The following is an 18993-nucleotide window of genomic DNA, read 5'->3' on the forward strand; positions in this document are numbered from 1 at the left end:
TATATCATTCGAAAAAGAAAGTATGTAAAAAGGACCTGAATACGGTCCTCTATATTTGAAATTTATCAAGTTGATCTAAAAAACGTCTTGATTTCAAATATATCCCACAGTATTCATCATAATACATATTCAATACTGTGCGCATTTGTTTTTTTGTTTCTGCTTTCACAGAGACATTTCCAAGACGTGCTAAGTCGAAATGATAAAATAATCTAAGCAGCTTGTGAATAGCTTCGCTAATTGAAATACGGTACGGATCTTGCTCAGCGTGATATTTACACAGAAAGCCGCCTTCTCTAACAGAAAAGGCGACAAAGTCTGTTGACTGATGACAAATTGCACAAGTATCAAAGTGCGGGTTAAGCCCTAGAACTGGCAGCATCTTCGTTTGATAGATTAGCGCTAAAATTTCCGGGTCAACCCCTTCGGTCATATAATGCAACGTTTGATATAACATTTCGAATAAATACGGATTATGTTTTTTCTCTTCTGTCGCTTTATCAGTCAACTCAACAATAAATGACGCATAAGCAGTTAAAAATAAATCTTCGCGAATTTCTCTCATAGAAGAAATAATCTCACCTTGCTGCAATGTTCCTAAACCAGAACCCATTTGAATAAGAAAATGGCCATGAGTTAATAATTGAGAAATGGATGACAATCTGCTTTTAGGCTTTTTAGCGCCTCTCGCCATCGCACTAACTTTCCCTAATTCACGAGAAAAGATAGTTACAATTTTGTTTGTTTCTCCATAATCAATCGTTCGAATGACTATTCCCTCAATTTTTTGAAACATGTTCGTCACCATCCAAGGTTCGAACAAAATGGGTTAGGAAATTGGAGAATCCAGCTCTACTTGTATTTCTTCATGCTGTTGCATCTCATCTTCTACACCTTTTTCCATTTCTTTCAAAAGAAGATAAGTTTCAATGCTTCCTGTTTTCGAGAAAACTTTCCAGGTAAAATCTAACATAAGAATCCACCTTTCTCAGTGAGCGTTCATGTAATCCAATTTCTTTCTTTGCTATTAAAATGACCCATTTTGTTCATTTTCATGTGAGAAAAATTTTTCTAAATTATACAGCTTTTATCTTGCTATTTGCGAGCATGAAAAGCTCTATTTGTTCAACTAAGTAAACGTAAGAAAAATCGTTTCACCTTATAGATATTCATCTTCACGGAAGCCAAGATCACGTAAATGGGACATTTTATTGCGCCAATCTTTCTGCACTTTTACCCACAGTTCTAAAAATACTCTTGAACCAAGAAGCGACTCTACATCAAAGCGTGCTCTTTTTCCAATTTCTTTTAACATCTTACCTTGTTTTCCGATTACAATTCCTTTTTGCGACGGACGTTCTACAATGATTGTGGCATTCACATAAATCGCTCCGCCTTCACGCTTTTGAATTGCATCAATAACAACCGCAACTGAATGCGGCACTTCCTCACGTGTTAAATGCAATACTTTTTCACGAATAAGTTCCGCAATAATAAAGCGCTCCGGATGATCCGTTACTTGATTTTCCGGATAATATTGAGGCCCTTCTGGTAAATACTTTTTAATTGCTCCAATTAACGCATCAACATTATTTCCTTGTAATGCTGAAATTGGCACAATTTCAGCAAAATTATATAACGTACGATATCGATCAATTAGTCCGAGAAGCTCTTCTGGATGAACTTGATCAATTTTATTTATAACTAAAAATACCGGTTGTTTCGTTTCTTGTAATTTTTCGATGATAAACTCTTCACCGCGTCCAAAACCTTCTTCTGCGTTGACCATAAATAGAACAATATCTACTTCTTTTATGGTCGTTTGCGCCATTTTAACCATAAAATCGCCAAGCTTATGCTTTGGTTTATGTATACCTGGTGTATCAATAAATACGACTTGCGCATCATTTTCTGTGTACACACCTTGAATTTTATTACGTGTTGTTTGTGGTTTATCACTCATAATCGCAATTTTTTGACCGATAATGTGATTTAAAAATGTTGATTTCCCAACGTTTGGTCTCCCAATAATAGAGACAAAACCTGATTTAAAACCTTCTCTATTCATGTAAATCCTCCGCTAAAAATGCTCCTGGCAACAATTCTCCTACTGTTGTTTCTTGTATGTCACCATGTAAATTTGTCAAGTATACTTTTGTATTTGACTTACACAATTCTACCATAACTTGACGACACGCTCCACATGGAGGTACCGGACGTTTTGTATCTGCTACAACTGCAATTGCAGTAAATTCTGTGCTTCCATCAGAAATCGCTTTAAATAGCGCTGTTCTTTCCGCACAGTTACATAAACCATACGATGCATTCTCAACATTACAACCACGGTATACCTTACCATCTGTCGTTAAAAGGGCGGCACCTACTTGAAATTTAGAATACGGTACATATGCTTGTTTACGTGCTTCAATCGCTTCTTGAATTAATTCTTTGTTGTTCATCGTTTCTCTTCCTTTCCACTCACGATATGAAAAGATAAAAATCGTTGGAATGCAACTATATCATATACGGTCCAAAGATAATAGCACCAATTACAACGGCAATAATCGAGAAAAATAATACCGCACCTGCTGCTGCATCTTTTGCTATTTTAGCAAGGGGCTTCACGTCCATCGTTACTAAATCAACCGTTTTCTCCACCGCTGTATTCACAAGTTCTAGCGCAAAGACAATACCAATAGTCAAAAGCAAAATAAGCCATTCTGTTTTTGTAACATGAAAATAAAAGCCGAGAAAACTAACTATACACGCTGCTAAACAATGAATTTTTACATTTCGTTCATAACGAAGACAAAAGAAAATGCCAGCAAACGCATAGCGAAAACTATTTATAAGTTTTCCTTTTTTCATCTACCTAATCCAAATGCATCAAGAATGTCTTTTTGCTTTCCAAACATAACCTTTTCCTCTTCCTCTGTCATGTGATCGTAGCCAAGCAAATGTAAAAAGCCGTGCACCGCTAAAAAACCAAGTTCACGATCAAAAGAATGACCATATTCTTCAGCTTGCTCTTTCGTTCTCGGAATAGAAATAATAATATCACCTAACATGCGCGGCATTTCTACACCAACAATCTCCATTTCGCCTTCACCCATATCTTCCATTGCAAAAGAAATTACGTCTGTCGGCTGATCTTTATCACGGTATTCACGGTTAATTTCTTGAATACGTTCATTATTAACAAATGTAATCGAAAGCTCTGTTCCATCCTCTACAGATTCTATCTCTGCAGCTTTTTCAACTAATTGTTGAATCATTTCAACATACTCTTCTTTCACTTCTTCCGTTTCATCAATAAAGTCGATTATTAATCCCATTTATTTCACCTTTTCTTCTGTTAATTCCGGATACTTAATCCGCGAGTGGAAAATTCCATTTAATGTTTCACATAATGTTTTTCCAACAATTTGCAGTTCTTTAAATGTTAAATTACATTCACTGAATTGACCATCTTGTAAACGATCTTTAATAATGCTGCGAACAAGATTATCAATTTGCTCAGGTGTTGGCGCATTCATCGAACGAACTGCCGCTTCTACACTATCAGCAATCCCAACAATTGCTGATTCTTTAGATGTTGCTTTTGGCCCTGGATAACGAAACATTTCTTCTGTATATTTCTCTTTATCTTCTTGCATTGCATTGTAGTAAAAATATTTTAACAAAGTTGTTCCATGATGCTCGGCCGCAATATCAATAATCTCTTGTGGAATATAATGTTCTTCTAACATTTTCACTCCATTTGTAACATGAGCGATAATAATATCTCTACTTGTTTCAGGATCTAACCGATCATGGGGATTCGCTATGCCCATTTGATTTTCAATAAAGAAATGCGGCTGCACCGTTTTTCCAATATCATGATAATATGCCCCTACACGCGCTAGTACACCGTTCGCTCCCACAGCTTCACATGCTGCTTCCGATAAATTTGCAACCATAACACTATGATGATACGTTCCTGGTGCCTCTAACAGAATTTTACGAAGCAACGGATGGTTCGGGCTTGCCAATTCTATCAATTTCATGCTAGAAACAAGGCCAAGGCCACTTTCTAAATACGGCAATATTCCCATCGCTAAAATAGATGAAATAATTCCAGACGCCGCTGCCATTAATAAATGCGTTCCAATCTCAATTACCGAAAAGTTTCCATTACGTAGTAACAATAAAGCTGCTAATACAACAACATTTAAAATCGATACTAGTATCCCAACTTGCAGTAGCATTGTGCGACGATGTTTTTGCCGCAAGAAAATACTAACCGAAAGCGAGCTTAGCAATACGTAAATCCCGACTGCATAATTAAGTGTACTTGTTACACCTTCATTAAATAAAATGCTTCCGCACACCGAAAAAATCACACTTGTTATAAAAACAAATCGATCACCAATCATCAATTTTACTAATATAGTCCCCATTGCAACTGGAGCAATATAAGCAATACCGACATATTCTAACTTTTGAAACAAACTAATAATTTTCATTAAAACAACTGTAATAGCGACAATTGTTGTATACGCTAAAATATATGGCTTGTCCTCTCTTATCGGCTTTAAAAACGCTACAAATTGCTTATGCATGAAAAATAAAAGAACGCCAATAAAAATTGCTAATCCTAAATAAGGCTGAAACGAATTACTTTGATCTAATAACCCCACTAACTTTAACTGTTCATACGCTTCTCTTGTAATTGTGTCTCCTTCTTTTACAAGAATTTGACCTTGTAAAATATAAACAGGAGCTACTTGATCGATTGCCAATTGCTTTCTTTCTTTCGTTGCATTCGAATCATAAAAATAGTTAGGTACAATCGCATACTGTCCAAGCGCAGTAATTGCTTGTTTCAATTCATTGCTGACATTTACGTTTTTTAACTCGTCCGTAATGCGGTCTTTAAACTGATCTACTTCATTCATTTTAATATGGGAGCTCATTAAACTATTAACAGCTGTAACAGTTGATTCCTTCGCCATAAGAAGCTGATCTTCCGTTGCACCTAAAAATTGTAATAACACTTGATCAGACAAACTTTTCGTTAACTCCGTTGGAAGTTTCTTTTTTAACTTGTCCAATCGTTCTACCGCCGACAATTTATGTTGTCCCTCTGGCGCTGAAGCGATTGCATTTGACTCTGCATCCACCTCTTTAATTGCATCAAAGACTGAATTCACAACATCGATCCTGTTTTGCTTAAATTCATTTCGATATGTATACTGATCTTCAACCTTTTGAGCCGCTTCTCTCTTTTTCTTTTCTGTTGTTACTTTATCCTCAATTTTTATCGGAGAATGAATTGTCTTTTTGGAAATAGACAACATTTTGATATTGAGTTGTTCCGGTTTTACATTATTCATCAGTGCAAAAAATAACACTGCTCCTATTAAAACATAAGAAATCCAGCTCAGTTTTTTCGAATGCTGTAAATTACGAAACCACTTAGCAACTTCTTGAAACCTTGACATAATTACAATACCTTCTCCTCTCGAAATATTAAGTGAAACACTCTTTTCTTTATTTATGATAATAAAAAATAAAGCATTAGCCAACCTGTTTACAATATCTATATGCATGCAAGGTAAAAAACGACATAAAACCACTTTCTTTTAGAGGAGGGCGTGAGCATTCGGCCGCGCATAGAAGCGGTCAGGGCCTTTTCCTACCAACAAGTAGCAGTCAAATTGGATTCTGCACTTGCAGTGACTTGTATGTCGAAAAATTAAAATGGGTTTATCTATAAAATGTACAGTGAAACTTCCTTCTAGAGCGTTCTTTTTTAGAAAGTTAGTTGAACCAATCATGATAAAAAGAAATGATCCTTACAAGCAGGATCATTCCATTTTATCATATGCTTCAATAATACGCTGTACGAGCGGATGACGAACAACATCCGACTGCTCAAGTTTAACAAACGAAAGACCAGGCACATGGTCTAAAATATTCGCTGCAATAGAAAGCCCAGATTTCACACCTTTTGGTAAATCAATTTGAGATGGGTCTCCTGTTACAACCATTTTCGAGCCAAATCCAAGACGTGTTAAAAACATTTTAATTTGTGCACCCGTTGTATTTTGCGCCTCATCTAAAATTACAAATGCGTCATCGAGTGTACGTCCTCTCATGTACGCTAGCGGAGCAACTTCAATGATGCCGCGTTCCATCATTCTTTGCGTATGTTCTTGCCCAAGTACATCATGAAGAGCATCATAAAGTGGTCGTAAATACGGGTCCACTTTTTCTTTCAAATCCCCAGGTAAAAATCCGAGACTTTCGCCAGCTTCCACAGCAGGTCTTGTTAAAATAATTTTTTTTACATAGCCATTTTTTAATGCTCGAACAGCCATTACTACAGCTAAATATGTTTTACCAGTACCAGCCGGTCCCATTCCAAACACCATGTCATTTTTCTTAATGGCATAAATATATTGCCTTTGTCCCATCGTTTTCACACGAATGGACTTACCTTTTGCTGTTTTAAAGATCTCCTCTTCGTATAACTTTTCAAAATGAGCCAGATTCCCTTGACGCCCAAGTTGAATCGCATAGACTACATCACGCTCAGAAATCGATATACCCTTGCGAATAACAACTAGAAGTTGTTGTAATATCCCTTCAACAAGAGCTACTGCTTCATTCGTCCCGGAAACACGAACAGATTCACCTCTCGTAACAATCGATACCTCAAGTTCATTCTCAATTATTTTTAAATGCGCATCATTTACTCCAAACAAAGCAATTGCTTCATTATGGTTTTCCAATTGTTGATTCATCTCTACTAATTGTTCAGCCATTAATTACTCAATCTCCTTGAATATCGGATTCTGATATCGGTTGAGCCTCTGCAATATTCTCAATCACAGTATAATGCAGCAATAATTTCAAATTCCCATTCTCAACCTGTTTATGCAAAACTTTCTTCCCTATAATCATAGCACGTTCATCCAATTTTTTCTTTAATTCTTTTTGACCCATCTCCTCCGCAACTACCATTGCTTGCTTTTCTGTATATTCACGATTTGCCTCTTCCTCTTCACGTACAATCGCTTTTTCGTAAGCAATCGGCAGTGTAAAACCAAGCAATTTCACATCATGCCTTACTGTCTCAGTTTTAGACTGCTTATACTTATCATGCTGAAATCCCCATATTTTTATTTTCATATTTCCAAAAGTAAGATAATGTTCATTATATGATTTTCCTGTATAAACTTGAAATTTCGTTTTTAGAGGTACCTCCACTTCAGACTTGTACCAAGTTTCACCAAATACAACACCTTTAGCCGAAACAATCGTAGGACTCTCTTCTTTCCCATACATTCCTGACACAAGAAGTTGTCCTTTTTGCACATAATCGTTTTTCATAACAATTGGTTTTCCAATCTCAACAAACATTTTTGTAACAATCGCTTCTTTTTTGGCGACTAAATGTTGCGGCACCTGTTCTTCTTCTTTCTTCGGCTCATTTTTTTCAACTATTTTAAAATGATATGTCGTGCCTTTTACGTCCAAACCAACCCATGTTATAGCGTTAATATTATCAGTCAAATAACGCTGTATATTTTCTACACTCGGCATTTGAAATTGAAGCTTCCCTTTTTTAATACCCATTTTGTCTAATTCTTTCATCATTATATATTCCGTCTCTGGCTTCGCCCCTGTTACCTCTATTTTCCATACCATATTTGACATAACAATGACACTTAAAAAAAATAAGAGAAAACCAACAAGAAAACCACTATTCCGAAGTAAACGCTTATTCCAAAACGGAACTCCGTAGCGTCCAATAAAATATAGATTACACTCATTTTTACGGTAAATCGGGCGTAATCGCTTCACATCTCGAAGCAACATACAAAAGACAAGTGTATCATCTGCAACTTTCTTGACATCCCAAACTAAAATGTCTCTTCGTACACATTCGTTAATAAATCGTTCTGCTCCCCTTCCTTGAATTCGCACTTTTACATACCCAATCCATTTTGTAAACCACTGATTTTTCATAGCTCGCCTCCATCAGCTTTCTAAAAAAGGCGCAGCCCTTTAAGAGACCTGCACCAACTGTATAACTTTACTCCGCTCATACAATCCAGTCAGTAGGAGGAGGACTAAGAAGTATATACTACCTGACCACTTACCTTTGATCCGTTCAATAAAACATCTCATGAATAACAGCTTCATTTTATTTTCCCTTTTTTTCATCTTCTAAAAATAGGACTTGTTCAATGGTCCCTTCAAGCAAAAGCTCTTCTGGAAGAATTGTCTTAATTACAAAAGAATCTCCTTTTATTAATAATTGTCCTTGTTTTAATAAAAGTCGTACCTCTTTATCACTAAATACCAATAATCCACGATGATTTTCTATATAAATATGTACCTGCCCAACAAGTGTAATTCTCGGCAGATCCATGAATACATCTGCAGGTAGGTCTATCTGCTTCGTAATCCAATTTTTCATTTGCTGCAACTTTCTCATCGAAGACCCCCCTCTCATCCCATATGTATGAAAAAAAGGCTTGTAATATCACGTCCAAATTGAAAAAAAACATAAAAAAGCGTCTCATTATAAATGAGACGCTTTTTTATGCTAATAGTTGTGAAACAAGCCTATTCACTTGTGAGCCATCTGCTTTACCTTTTACTTTCGGTAAAACATTACTCATCACTTTGCCCATATCAGCTTTAGAAGCTGCACCAACTTCAGAGATAGCTTGCTGAATAACAGCAAGCAATTCTTCTTCTGTCAATTGCTCTGGCAAATATGTTTCTAAAATCTGAATTTCGCTTTTTAGTTTATCGACAAGGTCTTCACGACCCGCTTTTTCAAACTCAAGGAGGGAGTCTTTATACTGTTTTACTTCACGAGCTAAAACTGTTAGTTCCTCTTCTTCTGTAAGAGGGTTCTGCAGTTTAATTTCTTCATTTTGTAAAGCAGCCTTAACCATACGAATAACGGTTAATTTATTTTTTTCTTTATTCTTCATCGCTTGTTTCATATCATCGTTTAAACGACCGAGAAGACTCATAAATTACACCCTCTCTTAGAATTTACGCTTTCTTGCCGCTTCAGATTTCTTCTTACGTTTTACACTTGGCTTTTCATAGAACTCGCGTTTTCTTGCTTCAGCAAGCGTACCAGCTTTAGAAGTTGATCTTTTAAAACGGCGAAGTGCATCCTCCAAAGACTCGTTTTTACGAACGACTGTTTTTGACATTCTCTTTCCCTCCCTCCGAAACATCCACTTACATCCTAATTTCAGCATGCAAAAAGTAAACACTTTCTCAGCATGTCTTTTACGATTATAATACATTTTATACTTTTAGGTCAACTATCTGATAAAAGAAAAGCAGAGTACTTGCTCTTCTTTTTTCACAAAACGTACATTTTCGATATATATTTCTATAACAATTCAATATGATTCTATCGAAATGTTCGCCTCTGCTTTCTCATCCTCTAAGCACTGCACCGTAACCTGCCAAACGAGATCAAAAGCGGCTATGTAGAAAAAGGAGACTGCACTCGCTTGCTCCCTTTGTCTAACTTCGCATGTGGCAGAAAAAAGCCCTGACCGCTTCTATGCACGGCCAGATGCTCTCGTCCACCTAAAAGAATGGGTTTCTGTCTTTTTTCGCCTTTATTTTATCCAGCTGCGCCTCCTAGTCCTTCACGTCTAAGAACCTTCCACGCGAGAAGGTAAAGAACACCTTCTGCGTGAAAGAACCTTAGCCAACAGGACTAAACAGTCGGCTCCGCTTTTATATTATCCAGCTACAGCCGCTAGAACAATCGGTCGTTTCACTCTTTCCTACGAGGCAAAAAACGCCTCTGCGTTAAGAGCTCCAACGCCCTCATGTTCTATACGAGCGGCTTTCGCTTTTATTTTAATAATCAGTTGTTGCTGTTTTTCCGCTTATTAACGCTACGCCAGAACTTGTTCCGATTCGCGTTGCACCTGCTTCTACCATTGCATCCATGCCTGCTTCGTCACGAACACCGCCTGATGCTTTTACACCGATATTTGGTCCTACAGTTTTTCTCATCAATGCAATATCTTCAACTGTTGCACCGCCTGTTGAAAATCCTGTTGATGTTTTTACGAAATCGGTACCTGCTTTTACAGATAATTCACAAGCACGAACTTTTTCTTCCTCTGTTAGTAAGCATGTTTCAATAATTACTTTTACAAGCGCTTTTCCTTTTGCAGCCTCTACAACAGCGCGAACGTCACGTTCTACTAACGCATCGTTTTTATCTTTTAACGCACCGATGTTAATTACCATATCAACTTCAGTTGCACCTTTTGCAATCGCATCCGTTGTTTCAAACGCTTTTGTTTCTGGTGTATTTGCTCCAAGAGGAAAACCAATTACTGTACAAACTTTTACATCTGTTCCTTTTAGCAGTTCTGCTGCCGTTTCAACCCACGTTGGATTTACACATACAGAAGCAAAATCATGCTGTTTCGCCTCTTCACATAAAGTCACGATTACTTCTTTTTTTGTATCTGGTTTTAATGCCGTATGATCAATTAACTTTGCATAGTTCATTTAAAAATGCCCCTTCCTCAACTTTTACGTAGTAATTTTTTTACTTATCAGTCGTCTGACAACTTTAACCTTCCGCATTATAACATAACGTATAGCGTTTTCATATTTTAACTTCTCCAGCAAATAAAAAAGCATACAAACAAAAGTGTTTGCATGCTTTTTTGTTACGCACTTGCTGATTCTTTTGGAGATGCATCTTCTAGCACACGAACAAACTGTGCTTCATTGTAAGGATAACCAGCTTTCGTAATTTTTACTTTAATTAATTTACCGATTAATTCTTCAGAACCTTCAAAGACAACTTTTAAGTAATTATCTGTATATCCTACATATAACCCTTCACGATCAGCTTCTTTAAATGGTTCTTCTGGAATAATTTCAAGAACTTCACCTTCAAACTGTGATGCATATTCTTTCGCTAATTGATCTGACAATGCAATTAAGCGGTGTACACGCTCGTTCTTAATTTCTTCTGGCACTTGATCATCCATGCGTGCTGCTGGTGTTCCTGTACGTTTTGAATATGGGAATACATGAAGTTCAGAGAAACGATTATTTTTAATGAAATTGAACGTTTCCATGAATTCTTCTTCTGTTTCACCTGGGAAACCAACGATAACATCAGATGTAATTGCAAGTCCTGGCAGCGCTTCTTTTAAGCGGTCTAAACGCTCTTGGAAAAACTCCATTGTATATTTACGACGCATACGTTTCAACACTGTATTCGACCCAGATTGAAGCGGAATGTGTAAATGACGGACAACAACTTTAGAATCTCGCAGTACTTCAATTACTTCATCTGTAATTTGACTTGCTTCAATAGAAGAAATACGAAGGCGTTTTAAACCTGTTACTTGCGCTTCCATATCACGAAGTAGTCCCGCTAAATTATAATCTTTCATATCCTCACCGTATCCACCTGTATGAATACCTGTTAAGACGATTTCTTTATAGCCAGCCTCTACTAATTGCTGCGCTTGGCGAATAACTTCTTGTCCATCACGAGAACGCATTAAACCACGAGCCCACGGAATAATACAGAACGTACAGAAGTTGTTACATCCTTCTTGAATTTTTAAAGATGCACGCGTACGATCTGTAAAATATGGTACGTCCAATTCTTCGTATACACGTGTTTTCATAATGTTACGCACAGCATTAATCGGCTGACGTTCATTGCGATAATCTTCAATATAGCCAAGCATTTTCTCACGGTCTTGTGTTCCGACTACAATATCTACACCTGGAATTGCCATAATTTCAGCTGGAGATGTTTGTGCATAACATCCCGTTACACAAATTACCGCATCAGGATTTTGACGAACGGCACGACGAATAACTTGACGACTTTTTTTATCCCCTGTATTTGTTACAGTACATGTATTAATTACATACACATCAGCTGTTTTTTCAAATTCAGTTCGCTCATAACCACCTTGTTTAAACAGTTGCCAAATTGCTTCTGTCTCGTAGTGGTTTACTTTACAACCTAACGTATGAAACGCAACAGTTGCCATATATACTCACCCCATTAATTCAAAATGATAAGAAGCGGCACTTAGCGCGTATAAAGGCGCTGTTTCTGTCCGCAATATTCTTGGTCCTAAACTACATGGTACAAAAGCATGCTCAGAAAGAGAAGATACTTCTTCTTCCGTTAGACCACCTTCTGGTCCAAATACAATGAGCACCTTTTGTCCTGGTTTTAAATTCGTTAAAACCTTAGCGAAGTTTGATTTTTCACCTTGTTTCGCTTCCTCTTCATACGCAACAAGGCAGCTATCATAATCTTTGCTCATCGCGAGAAGCTCTTTAAAAGAAACAGGTGCATACACAGTCGGAATCTCACTGCGATGAGACTGCTCAGCTGCCTCTTTGACAATTTTATTAAAACGCTCTACTTTTTTCCCAGCTTTTTTCGCATCCCATTTCACAATAGACCTTGATGCTTGGAACGGTAAAAAGGCTGCTGCTCCAAGTTCAGTTCCTTTTTGTAAAATCAACTCAAGCTTATCACCTTTAGGCAATCCGCTTGCAATTGTCACAAAAACAGGAAGCTCAGTTGACATCTCTATCCATTCTACAATAGTCGCATTTACAAATTCATTGGTAATTTCAGCAATTGTACAAATTGCTGTTTTTCCACTTGTACAACAATAAATTTGATCACCAGGCGTCATACGCATTACTCTTCCGATGTGATGCACATCATCTCCTACAATACGAATGGCCAATTCATTTACATTTTGTTCTTCTACAAAATAACGCTGCATTTTATCACCTTAGTAAAGTTTAGCTCTTTTCGTAAACGAGTGCTTACGAAAAGAGCCAAACAGTATGATTTAGACGAAACAAATGGTAAGTCCCCCGCTGCTTTCAGCGAGAGACTTTCCGCTTACATCATCCATAAACACTTAATCAGGGAGACTTTATCCCGCTATTCGTGAGCTAAGACTTCCACTGACTGAAGTTTCACTTTATCTTACCCTCTACGCGCAATAATCGCTACCCAATCTTCCATCGTTAACACTTCTTCTACTGTAAAACCAGCATTTACTAACGCGGATGTTACAATTTTTTCTTTTGCAGCAATAATACCAGACGTTATGAACAATCCACCTTGCTTCACAACTTTCGCTGCATCTTCTGGGAATAGTAAAATAATTTCCGCTAGTAAATTTGCGACAATTAAATCTACAGGTCCTTCAATGCCCTCTAGTAAGCTGTTTTGTCCAACAGTTACAACATTTTCTGTATGATTTAATCGGACATTCATTTCCGCACTTTCTACCGCAACCGGATCTAAGTCGTATGCTTGAATAGAAGCAGCACCTAATTTAGCAGCTGCAATACTTAATACACCAGAACCCGTTCCAACGTCAATAACAGTATCTCCCGGCTGAACAGTTTTCTCTAAAGCACGGATGCACATCGTTGTTGTCGGATGCGTTCCCGTACCAAATGCCATTCCTGGATCTAGTTCAATAATTTTTTCTTCAGGTGAGGAAGGAGTATACTCTTCCCACGTTGGCACAATTGTAAATGTATCAGAAATTTTCACTGGATGGTAATACTTTTTCCAAGCAGTAGCCCAATCCTCTTCATCTACTTCATTAACAGATACAGTTGCTGCTCCAATCTCGATTCCATAAGAAGGTAACAAATCAATAGACAATTTTACATTTGTAATTGTTTCTTGCAGGGCATCATTCTTTGGGAAATACGCTTTTACAAGCACACCTTCTTCCGGATATTCAGCCGGATTTAATGCATAAATCTCGCCAAATTGTTGTTCACGCTCTTTCGTTAATTCCGCAGGATCTTCAATCGCAACACCACTTGCACCTGCTTCGTGTAAAATATGCGAGATTGCTTCTACCGCGTACTCTGTTGTATGAATACTAATTTCTGACCATTTCACAATTTACCAACTCCATTTTTTATTTCCATTATTCCCCTTTAAAAGCTCGCTTAAGCTTTCCAAATAGGCTATCATCTTGATCTTCTTGACCTGCAAATTCTCTTAATAAATCCTTTTGATGCGATGTTAATTTCGTTGGTGTTATAACACGTACAACTACGTATTGATCACCTTGCCCATATCCGCGTACGTTTGGAGCACCTTTTCCTTTTAAACGGAATTCTGTTCCTGTTTGTGTTCCCGCTGGAATTTTTAATTTCACTTTTCCTTGCACAGTTGGAACTTCCACTTCATCCCCAAGTGCTACTTGCGCGAATGTTAATGGCATTTCGCAAATAATATCATCACCTTCGCGATGGAAGAATTCATGATCTTTCACGCGAACGACTACATATAAGTCTCCTGCCGGACCGCCATTTATACCAGCTTCCCCTTTACCAGTAACGCGAATTTGTTGACCGTTATCAATACCTGCTGGAATTTTAACATTAATTTTTTTGCGTTTACGTAGTTTTCCAGATCCATGACATGTTGTACATTTCTCTTTAATAATTTGACCTGTTCCAGAGCAATGTCTACAACTTTGACGATTCACAATACGACCAAATGGTGTGTTTTGCTCCACGCTAACTTGACCTGTTCCAGAACAATGTGAACATGTTTCCTTAGAAGTCCCAGGTTTTGCTCCACTACCGTTACATGTATTACAAGGATCTTCAGCTGGAATTTCAATATCCATTTCCTTACCAGAAATCGCCTCTTCAAAATCTAAAGTCACTTGATATTGAAGATCTGCACCTTGGCGCGGTGCATTTGGATCACGGCGTCTACCGCCTCCACCACCAAAGAATGAACTGAAGATGTCTTCAAAGCCAAAGCCACCACCGAAGTCGCCTCCACCAAAGCCTTGATTTGGACCAGCATGACCAAATTGATCATACTGCGCACGTTTTGAATCATCACTTAACACTTCGTATGCTTCTTGCACTTCTTTAAATTTTTCAATTGCATTTTCTTCAGTACTTACATCTGGATGATACTTTTTCGCCAAACGACGATATGCTTTTTTAATCTCATCATTCGAAGCACCCTTGCTAATGCCGAGCACCTCATAGTAATCTCGTTTATTCATAAGTTTGTTACCCCCGAATCCTTTCACATAAACGTAATTTTAACATCGAAAGAAAGTGCTTTGCAACACTGTTTCCTCACTTACAGTATGCAAAAAGAAAAACATTGGACTCTCTCACAAAAGACTTCATGTATACTCTTCGTGAAAAAAGCCAAAGCCAAGGCACGCTTGACTTTGACTTTTTGTCATCTTACTTATTTGATTATTTATCTTCTTTTACTTCTTCAAACTCAGCATCTACTACATTATCGTTTTTTGCGCCTGCATTACCTTGTGCACCGTCTGCTTGCTGTGCTCCTGCAGCAGCTTGAGCTTGCTCATATAATTTTACAGTTAATTGTTGTACGATTTCTTGAAGTGCATCTTTTTTCGCACGGATTTCATCAAGATCATTTTTCTCGATTGCCGCTTTTAATGCATCTTTTGCTTCTGTTGCTTTCGCTACTTCAGCTGCATCTACTTTGCCTTCTAAATCTTTTACAACTTTATCAGTTTGGAATACAAGTTGATCCGCTTCATTGCGAAGTTCAACCTCTTCTTTACGTTTTTGGTCAGCATCAGCATTTGCTTCTGCTTCTTTTACCATACGTTCTACTTCATCATCAGAAAGACCTGAAGAAGATTGGATTGTAATTGTTTGTTCTTTGCTTGTTCCTAAATCTTTCGCACGTACGTTTACGATACCGTTCGCGTCAATATCGAACGTTACTTCGATTTGCGGAATGCCACGTGGTGCTGGTGGAATGTCTGTTAATTGGAAGCGACCTAACGTTTTGTTATCCGCTGCCATTGGACGCTCACCTTGTAATACGTGAATGTCTACTGCTGGTTGGTTATCAGCAGCTGTTGAGAACACTTGTGATTTACTTGTTGGGATTGTTGTGTTACGCTCAATTAATTTTGTAAACACGCTGCCCATTGTTTCAATACCTAAAGAAAGCGGAGTTACGTCTAATAATAAAACGTCTTTTACATCACCAGTAAGTACACCGCCCTGTACTGCAGCACCTAACGCTACAACTTCATCAGGGTTTACACCTTTATATGGTTCTTTACCAGTTTCACGTTTAATCGCTTCTTGTACAGCTGGAATACGAGTAGAACCACCAACAAGAATTACTTTATCAAGTTCGCTTGGAGAAAGACCAGCGTCTTTTAACGCACGACGAGTTGGTTCTAATGTTCTTTCAACAAGGTTTGCTGAAAGCTCTTCAAATTTCGCTCTTGTTAACGTTAACTCTAAGTGTAATGGACCTGCAGGACCTGCACTAATGAACGGTAATGAAATTTGTGTTTGCGTTACACCAGAAAGATCTTTCTTCGCTTTTTCAGCTGCATCTTTCAAACGTTGAAGTGCCATTTTATCTTGGCTTAAATCAATGTTATTTTCTTTTTTGAATTCAGCTACTAAATGATCAATGACCACTTGGTCAAAGTCGTCACCACCAAGACGGTTGTCACCAGCAGTTGAAATAACTTCAAATGTTCCATCTGCTAACTCAAGAATAGATACGTCAAACGTACCGCCACCTAAGTCATATACTAAGATTTTTTGTTCTTCGTCTTGTTTTTCTAAACCGTAAGCAAGCGCTGCTGCTGTTGGTTCGTTAATAATACGTTCTACTTCTAAACCAGCAATGCGACCTGCATCTTTTGTCGCTTGACGCTCTGCATCGTTAAAGTATGCTGGTACTGTGATAACAGCTTTTGTTACTGTTTCACCTAAGTATGCTTCAGCAGAAGCTTTTAAGTTTTGTAAAATGATTGCAGAAATTTCTTGAGGCGTATATTCTTTACCTTCTACATTTACTTTGTAATCTGTACCCATATGACGCTTAATTGAGATAATTGTATTCAGATTCGTAATTGCTTGACGCTTCGCTACTTCCCCTACTTGACGCTCATCATTTTTGAAAGCTACAACAGAAGGAGTTGTACGATTACCTTCTGGATTTGGAATAACTTTTGGCTCTCCGCCTTCCATAACAGCTACACAAGAGTTTGTTGTACCTAAGTCTATACCGATGATTTTACTCATGACGAAACCTCCTATATTTATGTAATTATTGATTTACTTTTACCATTGATGGTCGAATCACACGATCTTTCAGTTTATAACCTTTTTGGAATTCTTCCACAACCGCATTTGATTCAAATTCACTGTCTTCCACTTGCATAACAGCTTGATGTTCATGCGGATCGAACTGCTTTCCAACAGCTTCAATCGCTTCAACACCTTCTTTTGCTAATGCTTCTTGCAACTGACGATATACCATTTCCATCCCTTGTAATAAAGATTTCATTTGGTCATCATTTGCTTCCACCTGCATTGCTCTTTCAAAGTTATCAAGAGCCGGCAAAATATCTGATACAAGGTTTTGTGATCTATATTTTTCAGCCGCTTGCTTATCTAATTGAACGCGGCGCTTATAGTTTTCAAAATCGGCTTGTAGACGAATCATGCGACCTTCCGTTTCCGACAATTTCGCTTGTAATTCATCTACTTTTTCTTGTAAAAGAGAAGATTCATTTTTTTCCACAACAGTTTCTTCGCCATTTTCTGGAGCTACAGCTTCTTCTGTTTGCGCTTCTTTTACTTCTTCTACCATTTGTTCATTACGCTCTTCCACAACTTTCACCTCCTTAAAAAGGCAGGGCAGGCACACCTTAGTACAAACCCAGCTATCTAATTTCTTGTATCCAACTAATCATATGTAGCGGAATATACCCCCGCCACAAATGGAAGTTTCTTATTATTCCGGTTTATACAAACCGTTCAGTCCATCTGTAAATTGTCTTGTAAACAATTGCAACAAACTAATGACACGAGAATATTGCATTCTTGTCGGTCCTAAAATCGCAATTGTTCCAAGTTGCTCATCTCCAATCGAGTATGTCGCAGAAATCAAACTACAATTTTCCATAGCAGCTGAAGAATTCTCACGGCCAATTTTCACTTGAATGCCAATTTGTTTACTCTTTAAGATATCATAAAAAGCATCTTCATTTTCAATCATATTGAATAATAATCTGACCTTTTGAATATCATGGAATTCAGGCTGCGCAAGCATATTTGTTTTTCCACCAAAATATACTTTTTCAGATAATGGAAATTGAAATGTACCGTCTAACATCTTCATGACGCTATCATAATTATGAACGTACTGACGCAAAACCATTACAATTTCTTTAAAGATTTTATTATGCAGTTCTGACATCGGTACACCAGACAACTTGTCATTCAAAATGTTAACCATTTTTTCCAAATCTTGCAAATCAACAGATTCCGGAACCGTGATTGTTTTACTTTGCACATGTCCTGTATCAGTTACAATAATTGCAACCGCTGTTTGATGTCCAAGCGGAAGTATTTGCACATTTTTCAACTTATTCGCACTAACTTTTGGCCCAAGAACAATTGCCGTATAATTCGTGAGCTCTGATAAAATTTGCGCTGATTGCTGCGCAAGCTTTTCTGCTTCAAAAACTCTTTGAGCGAACAAGTCTTTAATTTGTATAACATCTTCACTAGGCAAATGTTGCGGTGCAAGAAGATGATCTACATAAAAGCGATACCCTTTTTCAGAAGGAACGCGCCCTGAAGAACTATGTGTTTTTTCAATAAACCCTAATTCTTCTAAGTCAGCCATTTCATTTCGAATTGTTGCTGAGCTAAATGTGATTTCTTCTTTTTTAGATAATGTTCTTGATCCAACAGGTTGTGCTGATCCGATAAAATCGTCAATTATCGTCTGTAAAATTAAGAGCTGACGTTCCGTAAGCATTTCATCATCACCTCTGTTAGCACTCTTATGTTTCGAGTGCTAAATCTATTACTAACTTACCAAAATTGATATTGAATTGTCAACGGAAACGTGAT

At 37.6% G+C, this 18993-nt stretch carries 20 protein-coding genes; all 20 read right to left on the reverse strand.

What is annotated here, in order from left to right; all coding sequences use genetic code 11:
- Window positions 1-49: 49 nt before the first annotated feature.
- A complete protein-coding gene (gene recO, locus BR72_RS02755; RefSeq protein WP_035429782.1) occupies window positions 50-796 on the reverse strand; it encodes a DNA repair protein RecO in 747 nt (248 codons plus the stop codon).
- Window positions 797-829: 33 nt separating this feature from the next.
- A complete protein-coding gene (locus BR72_RS25175) occupies window positions 830-973 on the reverse strand; it encodes a YqzL family protein (RefSeq protein ID WP_081904761.1) in 144 nt (47 codons plus the stop codon).
- A gap of 186 nt (window positions 974-1159) precedes the next feature.
- Entirely contained in the window at window positions 1160-2068 is a 909-nt protein-coding gene (era, locus tag BR72_RS02760; RefSeq protein WP_035429785.1) for a GTPase Era, read from the reverse strand.
- Complete coding sequence (locus tag BR72_RS02765; RefSeq protein WP_035429788.1) at window positions 2061-2459, reverse strand: cytidine deaminase; 399 nt, start codon at window positions 2457-2459, stop codon at window positions 2061-2063. The genes era and BR72_RS02765 overlap by 8 nt, the downstream gene beginning before the upstream one ends.
- A gap of 55 nt (window positions 2460-2514) precedes the next feature.
- The gene (locus BR72_RS02770) at window positions 2515-2868 is read right to left on the reverse strand and encodes a diacylglycerol kinase family protein (protein ID WP_035429791.1); all 354 of its coding nucleotides are present in this window, start codon (window positions 2866-2868) and stop codon (window positions 2515-2517) included.
- On the reverse strand, window positions 2865-3335 hold the full coding sequence (gene ybeY, locus BR72_RS02775) for an rRNA maturation RNase YbeY (RefSeq protein ID WP_035429795.1): 471 nt from the start codon (window positions 3333-3335) through the stop codon (window positions 2865-2867). Before ybeY ends, BR72_RS02770 begins: the two co-directional genes overlap by 4 nt.
- A complete protein-coding gene (locus BR72_RS02780; protein ID WP_035429967.1) occupies window positions 3336-5483 on the reverse strand; it encodes an HD family phosphohydrolase in 2148 nt (715 codons plus the stop codon).
- A gap of 366 nt (window positions 5484-5849) precedes the next feature.
- On the reverse strand, window positions 5850-6809 hold the full coding sequence (locus BR72_RS02785; RefSeq protein WP_035429798.1) for a PhoH family protein: 960 nt from the start codon (window positions 6807-6809) through the stop codon (window positions 5850-5852).
- Between the two features lie 7 nt (window positions 6810-6816).
- The gene (gene yqfD, locus BR72_RS02790) at window positions 6817-8016 is read right to left on the reverse strand and encodes a sporulation protein YqfD (RefSeq protein WP_035429801.1); all 1200 of its coding nucleotides are present in this window, start codon (window positions 8014-8016) and stop codon (window positions 6817-6819) included.
- Window positions 8017-8194: 178 nt separating this feature from the next.
- Window positions 8195-8488, reverse strand: coding sequence for a sporulation protein YqfC (gene yqfC / locus BR72_RS02795; protein ID WP_035429805.1), 294 nt, complete (start codon window positions 8486-8488; stop codon window positions 8195-8197).
- Between the two features lie 106 nt (window positions 8489-8594).
- The gene (locus BR72_RS02800; RefSeq protein ID WP_035429808.1) at window positions 8595-9038 is read right to left on the reverse strand and encodes a GatB/YqeY domain-containing protein; all 444 of its coding nucleotides are present in this window, start codon (window positions 9036-9038) and stop codon (window positions 8595-8597) included.
- 15 nt (window positions 9039-9053) lie between these two features.
- Window positions 9054-9227 carry a 30S ribosomal protein S21 gene (gene rpsU / locus BR72_RS02805; protein ID WP_020062243.1) on the reverse strand — a complete coding sequence of 58 codons (174 nt, stop codon included), beginning with the start codon at window positions 9225-9227 and terminating at the stop codon, window positions 9054-9056.
- Between the two features lie 667 nt (window positions 9228-9894).
- Window positions 9895-10560: a deoxyribose-phosphate aldolase gene (deoC, locus tag BR72_RS02810; protein WP_035429813.1), complete on the reverse strand. Its 666-nt coding sequence runs from the start codon at window positions 10558-10560 to the stop codon at window positions 9895-9897.
- A gap of 164 nt (window positions 10561-10724) precedes the next feature.
- Window positions 10725-12077 (reverse strand): tRNA (N(6)-L-threonylcarbamoyladenosine(37)-C(2))-methylthiotransferase MtaB, encoded by a 1353-nt coding sequence (mtaB, locus tag BR72_RS02815; RefSeq protein WP_035429816.1) that lies wholly within the window; start codon window positions 12075-12077, stop codon window positions 10725-10727.
- Between the two features lie 6 nt (window positions 12078-12083).
- Window positions 12084-12833: a 16S rRNA (uracil(1498)-N(3))-methyltransferase gene (locus BR72_RS02820; RefSeq protein WP_035429819.1), complete on the reverse strand. Its 750-nt coding sequence runs from the start codon at window positions 12831-12833 to the stop codon at window positions 12084-12086.
- 209 nt (window positions 12834-13042) lie between these two features.
- Window positions 13043-13981 (reverse strand): 50S ribosomal protein L11 methyltransferase, encoded by a 939-nt coding sequence (gene prmA / locus BR72_RS02825; protein WP_035429823.1) that lies wholly within the window; start codon window positions 13979-13981, stop codon window positions 13043-13045.
- A 28-nt stretch (window positions 13982-14009) separates the two neighbouring features.
- Complete coding sequence (gene dnaJ, locus BR72_RS02830) at window positions 14010-15113, reverse strand: molecular chaperone DnaJ (protein WP_035429824.1); 1104 nt, start codon at window positions 15111-15113, stop codon at window positions 14010-14012.
- Window positions 15114-15315: 202 nt separating this feature from the next.
- Window positions 15316-17151, reverse strand: a complete 1836-nt coding sequence (dnaK, locus tag BR72_RS02835) for a chaperone protein DnaK (RefSeq protein WP_035429827.1) — start codon at window positions 17149-17151, stop codon at window positions 15316-15318.
- 25 nt (window positions 17152-17176) lie between these two features.
- Window positions 17177-17743, reverse strand: a complete 567-nt coding sequence (gene grpE / locus BR72_RS02840; RefSeq protein ID WP_035429828.1) for a nucleotide exchange factor GrpE — start codon at window positions 17741-17743, stop codon at window positions 17177-17179.
- A gap of 123 nt (window positions 17744-17866) precedes the next feature.
- The gene (gene hrcA, locus BR72_RS02845; RefSeq protein ID WP_035429831.1) at window positions 17867-18898 is read right to left on the reverse strand and encodes a heat-inducible transcriptional repressor HrcA; all 1032 of its coding nucleotides are present in this window, start codon (window positions 18896-18898) and stop codon (window positions 17867-17869) included.
- Between the last annotated feature and the right edge of the window lie 95 nt (window positions 18899-18993).

It is taken from the genome of Bacillus sp. UNC322MFChir4.1 (genome assembly GCF_000746135.1).
GTDB lineage: Bacteria > Bacillota > Bacilli > Bacillales > Bacillaceae_G > Bacillus_A.